Annotated in this window: 13 protein-coding genes; 1 reads left to right on the top strand and 12 read right to left on the bottom strand. The window is 54.5% G+C overall.

Features of this window, described 5'->3' with window-relative positions; genetic code table 11:
• Positions 1-84: 84 nt before the first annotated feature.
• The 11 genes from smc to K7397_RS04395 form a co-directional block, all read right to left on the bottom strand.
• Positions 85-3654: a chromosome segregation protein SMC gene (gene smc, locus K7397_RS04445; RefSeq protein WP_223066738.1), complete on the bottom strand. Its 3570-nt coding sequence runs from the start codon at positions 3652-3654 to the stop codon at positions 85-87.
• Positions 3655-3779: 125 nt separating this feature from the next.
• Positions 3780-4478 carry a ribonuclease III gene (gene rnc / locus K7397_RS04440; protein WP_223066737.1) on the bottom strand — a complete coding sequence of 233 codons (699 nt, stop codon included), beginning with the start codon at positions 4476-4478 and terminating at the stop codon, positions 3780-3782.
• A gap of 14 nt (positions 4479-4492) precedes the next feature.
• Positions 4493-5731 carry a beta-ketoacyl-ACP synthase II gene (fabF, locus tag K7397_RS04435; protein ID WP_223066736.1) on the bottom strand — a complete coding sequence of 413 codons (1239 nt, stop codon included), beginning with the start codon at positions 5729-5731 and terminating at the stop codon, positions 4493-4495.
• Between the two features lie 135 nt (positions 5732-5866).
• Positions 5867-6100, bottom strand: coding sequence for an acyl carrier protein (gene acpP / locus K7397_RS04430; RefSeq protein WP_068694558.1), 234 nt, complete (start codon positions 6098-6100; stop codon positions 5867-5869).
• 82 nt (positions 6101-6182) lie between these two features.
• Positions 6183-6932, bottom strand: coding sequence for a 3-oxoacyl-[acyl-carrier-protein] reductase (gene fabG, locus K7397_RS04425; RefSeq protein ID WP_223066735.1), 750 nt, complete (start codon positions 6930-6932; stop codon positions 6183-6185).
• Positions 6933-7170: 238 nt separating this feature from the next.
• Positions 7171-8109, bottom strand: a complete 939-nt coding sequence (fabD, locus tag K7397_RS04420) for an ACP S-malonyltransferase (RefSeq protein WP_223066734.1) — start codon at positions 8107-8109, stop codon at positions 7171-7173.
• A gap of 122 nt (positions 8110-8231) precedes the next feature.
• Positions 8232-9218, bottom strand: a complete 987-nt coding sequence (locus K7397_RS04415) for a beta-ketoacyl-ACP synthase III (RefSeq protein ID WP_223066733.1) — start codon at positions 9216-9218, stop codon at positions 8232-8234.
• Positions 9218-10216 (bottom strand): phosphate acyltransferase PlsX, encoded by a 999-nt coding sequence (gene plsX, locus K7397_RS04410; protein WP_223066732.1) that lies wholly within the window; start codon positions 10214-10216, stop codon positions 9218-9220. The genes K7397_RS04415 and plsX overlap by 1 nt, the downstream gene beginning before the upstream one ends.
• Positions 10200-10796, bottom strand: coding sequence for a transcription factor FapR (gene fapR / locus K7397_RS04405; RefSeq protein ID WP_223066731.1), 597 nt, complete (start codon positions 10794-10796; stop codon positions 10200-10202). The genes plsX and fapR overlap by 17 nt, the downstream gene beginning before the upstream one ends.
• A 276-nt stretch (positions 10797-11072) precedes the next feature.
• Positions 11073-11246, bottom strand: a complete 174-nt coding sequence (gene rpmF / locus K7397_RS04400; protein ID WP_082926944.1) for a 50S ribosomal protein L32 — start codon at positions 11244-11246, stop codon at positions 11073-11075.
• 51 nt (positions 11247-11297) lie between these two features.
• Positions 11298-11807: a YceD family protein gene (locus K7397_RS04395; protein WP_223066730.1), complete on the bottom strand. Its 510-nt coding sequence runs from the start codon at positions 11805-11807 to the stop codon at positions 11298-11300.
• A gap of 224 nt (positions 11808-12031) precedes the next feature.
• Between K7397_RS04395 and K7397_RS04390 the strand changes: the two genes are divergently transcribed.
• The gene (locus K7397_RS04390; protein ID WP_223066729.1) at positions 12032-13300 is read left to right on the top strand and encodes a nucleotidyltransferase; all 1269 of its coding nucleotides are present in this window, start codon (positions 12032-12034) and stop codon (positions 13298-13300) included.
• Here K7397_RS04390 and K7397_RS04385 read toward each other — a convergent pair.
• Complete coding sequence (locus K7397_RS04385; protein ID WP_337926670.1) at positions 13266-14291, bottom strand: SepM family pheromone-processing serine protease; 1026 nt, start codon at positions 14289-14291, stop codon at positions 13266-13268. The two genes, K7397_RS04390 and K7397_RS04385, sit on opposite strands and share 35 nt — an antisense overlap.
• Between the last annotated feature and the right edge of the window lie 9 nt (positions 14292-14300).

Genomic DNA, 14300 nt, shown 5'->3' with positions numbered 1-14300 from the left:
CCTCGGTGTCGCCGGAATGGTTCATATTTTTTCTTATGCCACATGTATAATCAGCATGCTTTCATTATGACACGCACCAAAGCCTTAAGCAATTTCGGCCTCTTCATCCTCAAGCTTCACGGAGACAAGCTTGGACACGCCGCCCTCCTCCATGGTAACGCCATAAAGCACGTCCGCTTCTTCCATGGTTCCTTTGCGGTGGGTGACGACGATAAACTGGGTTTGTTCGGAAAACTCGCGCAAATACTCGGCAAAGCGTACAACGTTCGCCTCATCAAGCGCCGCCTCGACTTCATCCAGCACACAGAATGGAACCGGCTTAACCTGCAGGATGGCGAACAGCAGGGCCATAGCCGTCAAAGCCCGCTCGCCGCCCGAGAGCAGCTGAAGGTTCTGCAGCTTCTTACCGGGCGGCTGAGCCACGATATCGATGCCGGTTTCGAGCAGGTTGTCCGGCTCGATCAGCACGAGATCCGCCCGTCCGCCGCCGAACAGCTTCCCGAAAACGACTACGAATTCTTTGCGTATGGCGTCAAAGGTCGTCTTGAACCGCTTCGCCATCTCCTCGTCCATTTCGCGGATCACCTCGTAAAGCGTCGTCTTCGCTTCCACCAGATCATTTTTCTGCTCGCTGAGGAACTGATAACGCTCGGATACCCGCTCGAACTCCTCGATCGCGCCCAGATTCACTTCTCCAAGGGCCGCAATCCGCTTCTTGAGATCTTTGACCTCGCCTTGCGTCTCTTCCGCATTTTCCGGGACCGCGTAAAGCTGCTTGGCCCGTTCGTACGTAAGCTCGTAATCCTCGGACAGCTTTTTCAGAATATTGTCCAGCTCGACGTCAAGCCGGTTGACCTGGATCTCCGTCTGGAGCAGCTTCTCGTCTACCGCCTTGAGCGCGGCGCGCTGCTCCTTCGTTTCGCTTTCGCCTTCTTCAAGCTTGCGGGCAAGCGAGGCGCGTGAAGCGCGCTTCAGCTCAAGCTGTTCGTTTGCGCTCTCTTTCTTCAGCTTGTTCGTATTCAACTGTTCGGTCTGGCGCACGCTCTCATTCTCATTATTTTTCAGATCGGCTTCAATCGATTGCAGAATGCTGCCATTTTGGTCGAGCTCGCGTTTTCTGGTGGTGCACTCTTCCTCCAGACGGACGAACTGATCCTGCAGCGACAGCGTCTCCTGTTCGAGCTTGCCCTCCCGGATCTTCAGTCCGGTCAGCTGGGTCTGGAGCTCCTCCTTGGCCGATTCGCTTGCTTTGCGCGCAAATTCGGCAGCCTGGATCGACTGCTGTACCTTCTGTTCTTCCTCTTCCAGAGCGGCCAGCTTCTGCTGCGCTTCTTTGCGGGCCTGTTCGAGTTCCTCCATTTCCTTCAAATAGTGGCCTTTCTCCTGCCCATACAGCTCAAACTGCTCGGTGACATGCCGGAACGAAGTCTCCAGCTGCTTCAGATCGCCTGCAGCCGCCTGTTCTTCGCCCCGTTTGCGGTCGCCCGCCTCGCGCAGCTTCTCCAGATCCTGCTCGGCTTCGACAATCTGGGCCTTCAGATCGTTCAGGCCCTGGCGCAGCTTCTGAATCATGTCCTCGCTCTGCTTGATATCAGCGTCCAGCTGCTCCAATTGACGGCCTCTGCCAAGCAGATTGCTGTTTTTGCGGTGCTGGCTGCCGCCTGTCATAGAGCCGCCCGCGTTGACGACATCCCCCTCCAGCGTTACAACCCGGAAACGGTACTGGCAGCGTGCCGCCATTTTGTTGGCGTGCTCCAAATTATCCGCAAATATGACGTTGCCGAGCAAGCTGCCGACGATTGATGCATATTTCCGGTCATAGCCCACCAGTTCGGCGCCTACGCCGACAAAGCCGTCCGCCTGCTCCATAACCCGTTTGTCCGATTCCGAAATTTGGCGGGGCCGGATGACATCAAGCGGCAGAAACGTTGCCCTCCCCAGCTGGCGCTGTTTCAGAAAGGCAATCGCCTGTCTCGAAACCGCTTCATTCTCCATGACGATGTGCTGCATGGCTGCACCCAGTGCCGTTTCCACGGCGATTTCGAGCTTCTCCGGAACCGAGATGAGTTCCGCGACCGCACCGTGAACCCCATGCAGCGCCGATTTGCGCGCAGCCTTCAGCACTTCTTTGACCCCATGCGCAAACCCGTCATAGTCATCCTGCATTTCCTTCATCGTATCCCGGCGGGATACAAGCGCCTCCCGTTTCTGCTCCCAGCGGCGCAGCCCTTCCCGGCTCTCCTCCGAAAGCTTCTGCAAGGAATGGACGCGTTCGCTGCCGGTGATATAGCTGCTTCGCAAGTCCGAAATTTCTTTGGCGAGCCGCTTCAGCGAGTTGTCCAGCTCGTTTTTGCTTTGCTTCAATCTTGCCTGCTCTTCGCGCCATTTGGAGCCGTCCTCCTCGGCCCGGGCCATTCGCCGCTGAACGGCTTCCTTCTGCTGATCGCTGCTGCGGATGTCATTGCGCGCCTGGGCCATGTCGTTCATAATCTGGAGCAGGCTGCCCTTCAGTTCCTCTTCCTGCGCGCTGCTGATGCCGCCTGTAACGCCAATCAGCTTCGCTTCTTCCGCGGAGAGCACGTTTCGTATCTCTTCAAGGGCGCTCTTCGCCGCCTCATATTTCTCTTTCACCAGACGAAACTCTTCCATTCTGCGCTCATAAATCTGCTTACCTGCGCCAATCGTTTCCATTATCTGCTGGCGGTTATGAACCAAATTTTTGTAGCGTTCCTTCAGCACTTCGCGCTGGCCTTCGCTCTTCTCGAAATTTTCGCTGTACAGGAGCAAATTCCGCTGCAGCTGCTCCAACTCTTCTTCGATCTGCCGCAAGGCGGAACGGTCTGTTTCCAGCTTCGCATCATGCGCCGAAACGACCGTCGACAGCGCCAGTTGCTCCTCCCTCAGCGCCTCAAGCTTTTCGTTTGCTTCGCTCCAGGACTTGTGAATCTGCTCAATCTGGTAAATGTACAGCGAAATCTCTTTATCTTTCAACTGCTCCCGGAGCTCCTTGTAATGCAGCGCTTTCTCCGACTGCTCCTTCAGCGGCCCGATCTGGTCCTCAAGCTCGCTCACCAGATCATGGATCCGCAGCAAATTTTGCTCGGTATCGTCGAGCTTCTTGCGCGCATCCTTCTTCCGGGATTTATATTTCACAATACCTGAAGCTTCTTCAAAAATACCGCGCCGGTCTTCCGAGCGGGTGCTTAAAATTTCTTCGATCCGGCCTTGTCCGATAATCGAATAAGCTTCCTTGCCGATTCCCGTATCCATGAACAGCTCTGTAATATCCTTAAGCCGGCAAGGTTGTTTGTTGATCAAGTATTCACTGTCTCCGCTGCGGTGAACCCGCCGTGTAACCGTTACTTCGCTGAAATCCAGCGGAAGCGCCTGGTCGCCGTTATCCAGCGTCAGCGAAACCTCGCCGTAGTTGACCGCTTTGCGGGCATCGCTGCCGGCAAAAATGATATCTTCCATCTTGCCGCCGCGAAGCGATTTTGCGCTTTGCTCCCCCAGCACCCAGCGGATGCCGTCGGAAATGTTGCTCTTTCCGCTTCCGTTCGGGCCTACAACGGCGGTTATGCCGCGTACGAATTCCATTTCGGTTTTATCGGCGAACGATTTAAATCCGGCTAATTCGATCCTCTTCAGAAACATACGTTCCAAATCACCTCTAACGCCTATTGTATCACAGGTTTTATCGTCTTTTTACCATTACCTGCAGAAACGGGGAACGTCTATTACAAAAAGAGCGCCATCCCGCGAAGAGAAGGCGCCTTTTGTTATTGTTCAATCGAACTAAGCTCTCTAAGCGCAACAGCAGCAGCCTGCTGCTCCGCTTCTTTTTTGGAACGTCCTGTTCCCCTGCCGAGGCTTCGTCCTTCCATATACACTTCGGACACGAATTCTCGCTCATGGGCAGGCCCCCGTTCCTCTACAATCCTGTATTCCAGCACCCCGAGATTGTGATGCTGTGTCAGCTCCTGCAGCTCCGTCTTATAGTCCGTAATCTGCATTTTACCGCCGAGCTCAAGTTTCGGGAATACATACCGCTCCAGAAATGCTTTGACGCTGTCCAGGCCTTGATCCAGGTAAAGCGCGCCAATGAACGACTCGAAAACATCCGCCAAAAGCGCCGGCCTTGTTCGTCCCCCTGTCAGCTCTTCACCTTTGCCAAGCAGTACATAATGGCCGAATTCCAGGTTTTCGGCGAATTTGACCAGTGAAGGCTCGCAAACGATTGCGGCCCGCAGCTTGGTCAATTCTCCTTCCGGACGATCTGGAAACAAACGGTACAAAAATTCCGAGACCGTAAGCTCCAGCACCGCATCGCCGAGAAACTCCAGACGCTCGTTGTCCGAATGCTGATTGAAGCGGTGCTCGTTCACATACGAAGCATGGGTAAAAGCCTGCTTCAACAATTGCCGGTCCTGAAATTGAATATGAAGTTTATGCTGTAATTGCTTCAGATCTCCACTCAACAGACTAAACTCCCTTATGCATCATATTTTTTCAGAATAATGGTGGCGTTGTGGCCTCCAAAACCGAAGGAGTTCGACATGGCTATCTTGATGTCCGCTGGTCTTGGCTTGTTCGGCACATAATCCAGGTCGCATTCCGGATCCTGATTGTCCAAATTGATCGTCGGCGGAATGACGCCGCGAGTCAAGGCCAAACCGCAGATGACCGCCTCTACGCCGCCAGCCGCTCCGAGCAGGTGTCCGGTCATCGATTTGGTCGAGCTTACAGCGACCTTATAGGCATGGTCGCCCAGCGACTTCTTGACAGCAAGCGTCTCGGAGCGGTCGCCGACAGGCGTCGAAGTGCCGTGGGCGTTGATATAATCGATTTCTTCCGGCTTGATGCCGGCATCGCGGATTGCCATCTTCATGCAGCGGGCAGCTCCATCCGGATCAGGCTCTGTCATGTGGTGCGCATCCCCGCTGAGGCCGTAACCGATTACTTCGGCATAAATACGAGCTCCGCGCGCCTGGGCATGTTCCAAGGATTCCAGCACCAATATTCCGGCGCCTTCACCCATGACGAATCCGTCACGGTCTACATCAAACGGCCGGCTTGCTTTCTCGGGCTCGTCATTGCGGGTAGACATGGCGCGCATGGAGCAGAAGCCGGCCATTCCCGTCGGACGGATCGTTGCCTCCGCTCCGCCGCAGATCATCACATCCGCATCTCCGCGCTGGATCAGCCTGAAAGAATCGCCGATAGAATGACTGCCCGTGGCACAAGCGGTCACCGGTGTCGTGTTGGGTCCTTTAGCTCCGAACATGATCGACATCTGGCCGGAAGCCATATTGGCGATCATCATCGGAATAAAGAACGGACTGACCCGTTTGGGTCCTTTCTCCAGCAAAATATTGTGCTGGTCTTCCCAGGTTCCGAGTCCGCCAATCCCCGAACCGATTGAGACGCCAATGCGCTCGGCATCCGTATTGGTTCCGATTTCAATTCCGCTATCTTTCAAAGCCATGGATCCGGCGGCAACCGCGAACTGAACAAAACGATCCATCTTGCGGGCTTCCTTGCGGTCCATGTAGTCTTCGGGGTTAAAATCCTTCACAGAAGCGGCGATGCGCGTCGGGTACTCGCTAACGTCGAAGGCCTCGATCAAACTTACGCCGGATTTGCCTGCCATCAGGTTATCCCAGAACGTGTTTAGATCTTTTCCCAGCGAGGTTACTGCACCCATTCCTGTTATAACTACTCTATGCTTCAAACACACTCACCTCGTATAGACTTCATGTGCAATATCGTCGTGAATCATTACACTGAACACACTTAAGCGCTTATAAAACAGATAAAGATGAGGAGAAGTCCCGCCTACAATAAGGAGGTACGGGACTTTGATGACTTAGGTATGAGATTGTATATAATTCACAACTTCACCTACGGTCGTAATCTTCTCTGCATCTTCATCTGAAATTTCCAGATCGAATTCGTCTTCGAGTTCCATTACCAATTCTACTACGTCGAGCGAATCAGCACCCAAGTCGTCTTTGAAAGACGCTTCTAGCGTAACTTCAGCCTCGTCGGCACCCAAACGGTCGACTACGATGCGTTTTACGCGTTCAAATACATCGGACATCCGGTTCACCTCCTCCATGGTATTATACGAGAATTAAAGTTAAAATGCCATAGTCTGTTAAGTGCATACTTCCATGACGGCACTACATGTACATTCCGCCATCTACATGAAGCGTCTGGCCCGTCATGTAGGAAGCTCCGTCCGAGGCCAGAAACAGAACGACCTTCGCTACTTCCTCCGGCTTGCCAAGCCGCGACAGCGGTATGTCACCTAGCATCTTGGCCCGAAGATCCTCCGGCAGCTGCTCCGTCATGTCCGTCTCGATAAAACCGGGAGCGACACAATTCACGGTAATATTCCGCGATGCCAGCTCACGGGCCGATGACTTGGTAAGACCGATTACACCGGCTTTAGCCGCTACGTAATTCGCCTGGCCCGCATTCCCCAGCACGCCAACCACCGAAGAAATGTTGATAATCCGCCCGGAGCGCTGCTTCATCATCGGACGGGCAACGGCTTTGATGCCGTTGAACACGCCTTTCAGATTCGTTTCGATAACCTGGTCGAATTCTTCTTCTTTCATTCTCATGATCAAATTGTCACGGGTAATACCGGCATTGTTCACAAGAATGTCGATGCTGCCCCAGGCCTCAACAGTACGGCTGACCATATCTTCAAACTGCTTGCTGTCTCCGACATGGGCCTTCACCGCAAAAGCCTTGCCGCCCATCGCTTCAATCTCGCTGACTACACCGGCCGCAGCGGCTTCATTGCCGGCAAAATTCACCGCAACGTTCGCGCCGGCCGCAGCGAGAGACAGAGCAATGCTCCGCCCGATTCCTCGGGAAGCACCGGTAACGAGCGCCGACTTGCCTTCAAGAGACTTTGTCATGAATAAGGTCCCCTTTCGCAAAAAAACGGATGTTATATACATTTATATGATTCCACGCTGTCTTTGTCATTCGGACAGCCTGCTCCTTCGGCGCTTGACCAAGGTGCCGCTGCAGCAGGAAATGGCTATCCCGGGAGTTAACCGGGAGCAAGATAAAACAGAAATGCCGTTTCACCGCTTACGCAAAAATGTACGTATTAAAGTACAACCTGTACAAAAAACGCGGATTTCCCGCTATTTATCCTTTCAGCAGGGCTGCTGCCTGCTCCAGGGTTTCCAGGCTGCTTACATTTATCGTTCGAACCGACTTGTCGATCTTCTTGATCAGTCCGCTCAGCACGCTTCCCGGACCGATTTCGACAAAGGTGTCGACGCCCTGGCCGATCAGATAGCGAACGCTGTCATCCCACAGCACAGGAGAATATACCTGCTGCACTAGCAATGATGGAATGTCTTCACCGCTATCCAAAGGTTTTGCCGTCACATTGAATACAACAGGCTCAGCGGCCTGCCGGAACTCCACCGAAGCCAGCTTTTCCTCCAGCTTGGCTGAAGCCCCTTTCATCAGCGAAGAGTGGAACGGTCCGCTGACTTCCAGCATGATCGCCCGCTTGGCCCCGATCTCCTTCACACGTTCGGCTACTGCCGCCACGCCTTCCTTGCTGCCGGAAACGACAATTTGCCCGGGGCAGTTCACATTCGCGAGCTCGACCAGCTGACCTGATGCGGTAATGTCCGCGCACAGGTCAGCCAGGGCTTCGCGTTCGCCGCCAAGCACGGCCGCCATCGCTCCTTGCCCCCCCGGCACAGCCTCTTCCATAAATTCGCCGCGCGCACGCACCAAAGCGACGGCATCTTCAAAGGACAAAACGCCGGCTGCTGTCAGCGCCGAGTATTCGCCAAGACTGTGGCCAGCCGCAAAGTCAGGCTGCACGCCTCTGGAGGCAAGCTCGCGATACAGCACGTAGCTTGTAGTCAATAGAGCAGGCTGCGTATTTGCCGTTCTCTTTAAATCCTGCTCAGGCCCTTCAAAGATCAGGCCAGTTAAGTCAAAGCCAAGCGAGCGGTTGGCTGTTTCGAACGCTTCGCGAGCAAATGGAGAAGCTTCATATATATCTTTGCCCATTCCAACCGTTTGGGAACCCTGTCCCGGAAATATAAATGCAATTTTACCCAAGTACAATCACTCCTTAAACAATCGGCAAACGCTGTCAGGCTCCCGCAGTGGGCAGCCTAGCCCCTGCAGGCGGCAGTGCCCTGCAGGAAAATCGGCGTTCAATTCCTATTGATTGACGTCGTTTACCAAACTAGCGTTGCCGCGCCCCATGTCAGTCCTCCGCCGAAACCAACCAGCAGAACAGTATCTCCCTCTTGAATGCGTCCTGCTTCGGCCGCTTCTACAAGCGCAAGCGGAATCGAAGCAGCCGAGGTGTTAGCGTATTTGTCAACGTTAATGACGCATTTCTCTTCGGGCAGATTCAGACGCTGCATGGCGGACTGGATGATCCGAATATTGGCCTGATGCGGGACAAACAGATCGATATCCTCTTTGCTCAATCCCGCTTTGCGCAGCACTTCGTCGGTTGCGCTAGCCATAACGCGTACGGCAAACTTGAATACTTCACGGCCGTTCATATAGATAAAGTGCTTGCCGCCTTTGACCGTTTCCTCCGATGCGGGGAGTCTGGAGCCCCCGCCTTCCAGATTCAGCAAAGGCCCGCCCGATCCTTCCGCGCCCAAGTCAAAGGATTTGAAGCCGCGTCCTTCCGGAACAGGACCAAGCACAACAGCGCCGGCACCGTCGCCGAAAAGCACACAGGTATTGCGATCGGTGTAATCCGTAATGCGGGACAATGTGTCCGCGCCAATGACCAGTGCATTGCCATACATGCCGCTGCCGATAAAGTTGGTCGCTGTCGCCAGGCTGTATACGAATCCGGAGCAAGCTGCGGACAAGTCAAATGCTGCCGCTTTTTTCGCTCCCAGCTTTTCCTGCAGAATGCATGCCGTGGACGGAAAGGCCATATCCGGAGTAATCGTTGCTACGATGATCAAATCAAGCTCTTCCGGCTTCAGACCTGCCGACTCCAGCGCACGAACCGAAGCTTCATAAGCGAGATCGGATGTCGCCTGCTCCGGTGCGGCGATGTGCCGCTCCCGGATCCCTGTCCGGGATACGATCCAATCATCGCTCGTCTCTACCATTTTTTCCAGATCGGCATTTGTCAATACTTTCTCCGGCACATACATGCCTGTCCCGATAATTCCAACCGGCCGTAAATTCATTAATCTGTCACTCGCTTCCCAGTGATTTCCTTAGTTATGCTCTGAATCAGCTGACTTTGCAGCGCCGCTCGCGCCTGGCGGACGGCATTCTTGATGGCCCCCGCATCCGAAGAGCCATGCCCTTTGATCACTAAACCGTTAAGGCCAAGCAACGGCGCACCGCCGTGCTCCTTGTAGTCCATTTTACTCTTGAGCCCTCTAAGCTCCGGCATTAGCACAGCTGCGGCCAATTTGGTCTTTAGCGACTTCGTGAATTCCTTCTTTAATATCGAAAAAAGAGCGCCGGCCGTGCCTTCCAGGGCTTTCAGCATGATATTGCCCGCAAATCCGTCGCACACGAGCACATCGCAGGCTCCGCTGAGGACATCCCTGGATTCGACATTTCCTATGAAATTTATCGGCAGCTTCTTCAGCAGCGGGTAGGCCGCTTTCGTAAGCTCGTTCCCCTTGAGCGCTTCGGTCCCCACATTAAGCAGGCCGACGCGCGTGCGCTCCATTCCATGCACTTTCTCGCGGTAAACGCTGCCCATGAGCGCATACTGAACCAGGTGCTCGGGCTTCGCATCCATATTGGCGCCAAGGTCAAGCGCCAGAACGCCCCGATCGTCCATCGTAGGAAGCATCGGGGCTAGACCAGGACGCTCAATACCTTCCATTCGGCCCACGACGAGCAGGCCTGTCGTCATCAGCGCTCCGGTGTTTCCTGCCGATATCATCGCGTCGGCCTCTCCGCTCCGTACAAGCCGGCCAGCAACGACCATGGAGGCGTCCTTTTTGCGGCGCACCGCCTTGACAGGCTCTTCCTCGGCTCCGATCACCTCGCCGGCGTGATGAACCGACAGGTTGGATGGCTTATTCGCAAGCAGCGGTTTCAAAACAGAACTGTCACCGACAAGCACAATTTCGATATCGCTCCACTGCCTCGCAGCAGCGATCGCTCCTTCCACATTGCATCCTGGAGCAAAGTCGCCGCCCATGGCATCAATGGCGATCCGCATGCATAGTCCCCCTTCCTTCCCGCTCGATTCCGGCGGAACGGTATATAACAAAATGTCCATGAAACACCATTTCTTCACCTACATAAGTGAATACCTCCACCTTGGCCTTGCCCTTGCTTTCTTGCCCCGAGCGGACGTATGCTTTAGCAATACACTTTTCCCCAAGGTGAACGGACCTTACAAATCGAATCTCTGCGGAGAAGGTTAGCGCGATTTCGTCGTTGATGACGGCGACCGCAAGCGAATTGGCCTGCGCAAACACATGGTGTCCACGCGCAATCCCTGTCCGGGAAAAGACGTGTTCCTCACGAATTTCAAATATGGATATCCCGCTGCGGTCCAGTTGAAGATCCACAACTTCACCAATCACTTCATCCAGCGGCAGGGATCGTACCTGATCATAGGAACGCTCCGCCATCAGCTTCAGCCTTTCCCGCAGTTCCGGAATGCCAAGCTCCATCCGATCAAGGCGGATCGTTTGTATGCTTACCTTTAACTGTCTGGTTAATTCCTGGTCGGTAACGAAAGGATTCTCTTCTATAATTAAAGCGAGCTTCTGCTGCCGAGCCCGTTTTGGCAATCGTTCGATGGGTGCCGCCTCCTTTATTCGCAAAGGCTTGCATGGCCTTCAGTCGGCATGCTGCTATTTTTCCGCTCAATGTTAGAACCAGGTACTAAGAGTAGTATAAAACATCCGCTCCCAAAAAGAAAGGGGACAGCCCGGCAAAAAAAATAGCACTCCACCAAAGATGAAGTACTACTTTAAATAGCATCGCAAAGGTGCGCGGGATGATACCCGGACTTATGCCGATTGCACTAGCGGGAGCAAAGCCCGATCTTTCAAACTTGCCAGGCTTTACGCTTTGATAATTTCTCTTGCTTTGTATGTTCCGCAAACTTTGCATACGTGGTGAGCAAGCTTCAATTCTCCGCATTGTTCACATTTTACCATACCCGGTACAGCCAATTTGAAATGCGTGCGGCGTTTGTCGCGGCGCGTTTTGGACGTTCTCCGTTGAGGTACTGCCATGTTCCCACCTCCTTATTCAAGTCAACCCTATAGGTGTCTGTCATTCATTTTTCATTTAAAAAAATCTTTGAGTGCTGCCAGCCGCGGATCGACTACAGCCGTATCACAGCTGCAATCCTGCTCGTTGCGATTGACTCCGCATACCGGACAAAGCCCTTTGCAGTCATCTTTGCAGACAACGGCCAAAGGAAGATTCAGCATCAGACTTTCTTCCAAGTAAGGAACGAGATCCACACTCTCGTCAGAAACATAATTGACATCGTCATCTATGTCCTCTTCTTCCTCGGGTTCCTGTCCATGTACAAAACGTTCCTCAAAGTCGATGTCGATCTTTCGATTCACAGGAGTCAGGCATCTTGAGCAGGCCACATTCAGCTCCGCGGTCAAAGCGCCTTTCACGTCCACCATACCTTCCCCGGCTGAAAAAGCCTGGAGATCAGCGGTTAGCGGACTGATTCCGGTTATATCTTTACGACCCTTGATCATCTCCGAAACATCCAAAGACTCACGGAACTTTATCGGCCCTTCGGCGGATGCTGCTTTTCGGAATTGAAAGTGCATAGTCATCACTCCAAACAAACAAAAATAATTATACCGATCACATCAAAGTTTTGTCAAGATTTTCTCTTGATATGACTTATGATAGCATGCCGCAAAGAGCTGCGCTCTAGACGTATTTCCAGGTACCGATTTATCGTGCTATAGTACAAATACCTCAAAAGATCGGGAAAACCGCAGCAAAACAAGCGGTCTATAAGGTCCCTAACCGGAAGGATGTCATGAACTTGAGCACTGTCGGTTTGATTGTCGAATATAACCCGCTTCACAACGGGCATATCCATCATTTCCATGAAGCGAAGCGCGTCACCGGCGCGGACAGCGCGATTGCTGTCATGAGCGGCTGCTTTCTGCAGCGCGGCGAGCCCGCCATTGTGGACAAATGGGCACGCGCGGAGATGGCGCTGCATATGGGCGCGGATCTCGTGCTCGAGCTGCCCGTGTCCTATGCGGTGCAGCCCGCCGAGTGGTTCGCTTTCGGAGCGGTGTCGCTGCTGGCTGCGACCGGCGCCGTCACCCACCTGTGCTTCGGCACCGAGGCGGGCGGCCTCGAGCATCTCCTGCCGCTGGCGGAGATGCTCGAAGACGAGCGCGGCGAGCTGAAAGCCGCGCTCTCGGGGGAACTGGCCGGCGGGGCAAGCTACCCCGCCGCTTTTGCCGCGGCGGCGGAACGGCTCGCCGCCGCGAACCCTGGCGCGCCGGCCGGCGGCAGCGCGCGCGAAATGCTGATGCAGCCCAACAACACTCTCGGGCTGCATTACCTGATCGCGCTAAAGCGGCTGAGTAGCGCGATCAACCCCGCGTCGATCCCGCGCCTGGGGGCCGGGTACCACGACGCGGAGCCCGGCGAAGGCGCGCTCGCCAGCGCGACCGCTGTCCGCCGGCTGCTTCTCTCCCCGGGCGGGCTGGACGCCGCCCGGCCTTACATCCCCGCCTTCACCGCGGATGTGCTCGCCCGCGAATTCGCGGCCGGCCGCGGTCCGGTGACGTGGGAGCACTTTCGTGCTCCCTTGTTCCATGCCCTGCTGCAGCGCTCCCCCCGGGAGCTGGCAGAGCTGCATGAAGTGACGGAAGGGCTCGAGTACCGCCTCCACAAGGTTTTGCCGGCTTTGCGCGAGCCGACGGTCGTAGCGCTGCTGGAAGGCCTGAAGACGCGGCGCTACACCCGGACCAAGCTCCAGCGCATGCTTGCGCACATTTTGCTCGGCCATAAGCGTGAAGTTATGTCCCCGGCCGCTCTGGCCAAAGGGCCTGACTGTATCCGAGTGCTGGGCTTTGGCCCCAAGGGCCGCGAGCTGCTGAAACAGATGAAACAGTCGGCCACCCTGCCGGTTGTAACCCGAGCGGCCGGTCAGCCTTATGTCGGCTTAGCCCTCGACATCCGCGCCGCATCCCTTTACGCCAACGCTTTGCCGGGAGCCGGAACGTATGAGCTGTTCCGGGATTTCCGACAGGCTCCGATCAGGGTGCAGGCTCAAGATTGTTCAAATACTTAAGCGCGTCGTCAACGGTTTGAACGGGAACAATCTTCATCGCTGTTCCGATGCTGTCTGCTTTTTGCTTGGCTGTTTCGTAATTGTCCTCAGGCACAAAGAAAATCTCCGCTTTTTCGCGGTCAGCGGCTACCACCTTGAACTGGACTCCGCCGATCGGGCCTACGGTTCCGTCCGGCGACATCGTTCCCGTTCCGGCAATCCGGTGGCCTTTGCTTAAATCACCCGGGGTCAGCCTGTTATAAATTTCGAGGGTGAACATCAGCCCTGCGGAAGGACCTCCAATATCGGTTTTCGCGAATTGAACCTGTTTTCCGCCGTCCGCGCTGACCACCTTTCTAAATTCCCCGATCGTAATGCCAAGTCCTGCCCTGGTCTTTCCGGTCTGATCGTCCTTTAACGTAATGAGCTCCACGTTCTCATCCAGCTCGGTGCCGTCCCTTTTCAGCTTGACCTGAACATGGTCGCCGGGCTTCTTGGCTCCAAGCAGGCTGACGAGGGAGTCGAGACTCTTCACTTCGGTGCCGTCTACGCTGACAATCACGTCATTGGCCCTGAAATCGCCTTTGGAGGCTACATTCTTCACATGGCCTATGACAAAAATATACTGCGGTTCAATGCTGTATTTTACACCCGCTTTTTTATACGCGGCTTCCATCGCATTCGATTGCGAACCTGTCATGTAAAACACTTGCTCCGTAGCATATTCCTTCTCATTGCGCTTTGGCTTTGGATCAATCTCCGCATTTTTATCCAGCTTCGCCGCCAGATACCAGGCTGCGTTCGCATACCTGGAAGAAACCGTCGTAAGCATGAATGCCCCTTGTTCCTCCGTATCCCCATCCGCAATCGTAATCATCGGCTTGATCTCCTCAGCCGTTCCGGGCTGATAGATGATATAAGGCAACGGCATAAACACGAGCACATACACAATCAGAATAAACGCTGCTCCCGCAATCGTGGGCCGTAAAAACTTCCATCCCTTTCTTTTCACGCCGCTCTC

The sequence above is a fragment of the Paenibacillus caui genome (assembly GCF_019904135.1).
GTDB classification, from domain to species: domain Bacteria; phylum Bacillota; class Bacilli; order Paenibacillales; family Paenibacillaceae; genus Fontibacillus; species Fontibacillus caui.
Note: the sequence above shows the minus strand (reverse complement) of the source record. Positions and strands in the feature narration are given on the sequence as shown.

Excerpts from the sequence above, each read along its gene's own strand:
- K7397_RS04395 (WP_223066730.1), bottom strand. The coding sequence starts at position 11,807 with ATGCACTTTCAATTCCGAAAAGCAGCATCCGCCGAAGGGCCGATAAAG.
- fabG (WP_223066735.1), bottom strand. The coding sequence starts at position 6,932 with ATGACAAAGTCTCTTGAAGGCAAGTCGGCGCTCGTTACCGGTGCTTCC.
- rpmF (WP_082926944.1), bottom strand. The coding sequence starts at position 11,246 with ATGGCAGTACCTCAACGGAGAACGTCCAAAACGCGCCGCGACAAACGC.
- acpP (WP_068694558.1), bottom strand. The coding sequence starts at position 6,100 with ATGTCCGATGTATTTGAACGCGTAAAACGCATCGTAGTCGACCGTTTG.
- K7397_RS04415 (WP_223066733.1), bottom strand. The coding sequence starts at position 9,218 with ATGAATTTACGGCCGGTTGGAATTATCGGGACAGGCATGTATGTGCCG.
- smc (WP_223066738.1), bottom strand. The coding sequence starts at position 3,654 with ATGTTTCTGAAGAGGATCGAATTAGCCGGATTTAAATCGTTCGCCGAT.
- plsX (WP_223066732.1), bottom strand. The coding sequence starts at position 10,216 with ATGCGGATCGCCATTGATGCCATGGGCGGCGACTTTGCTCCAGGATGC.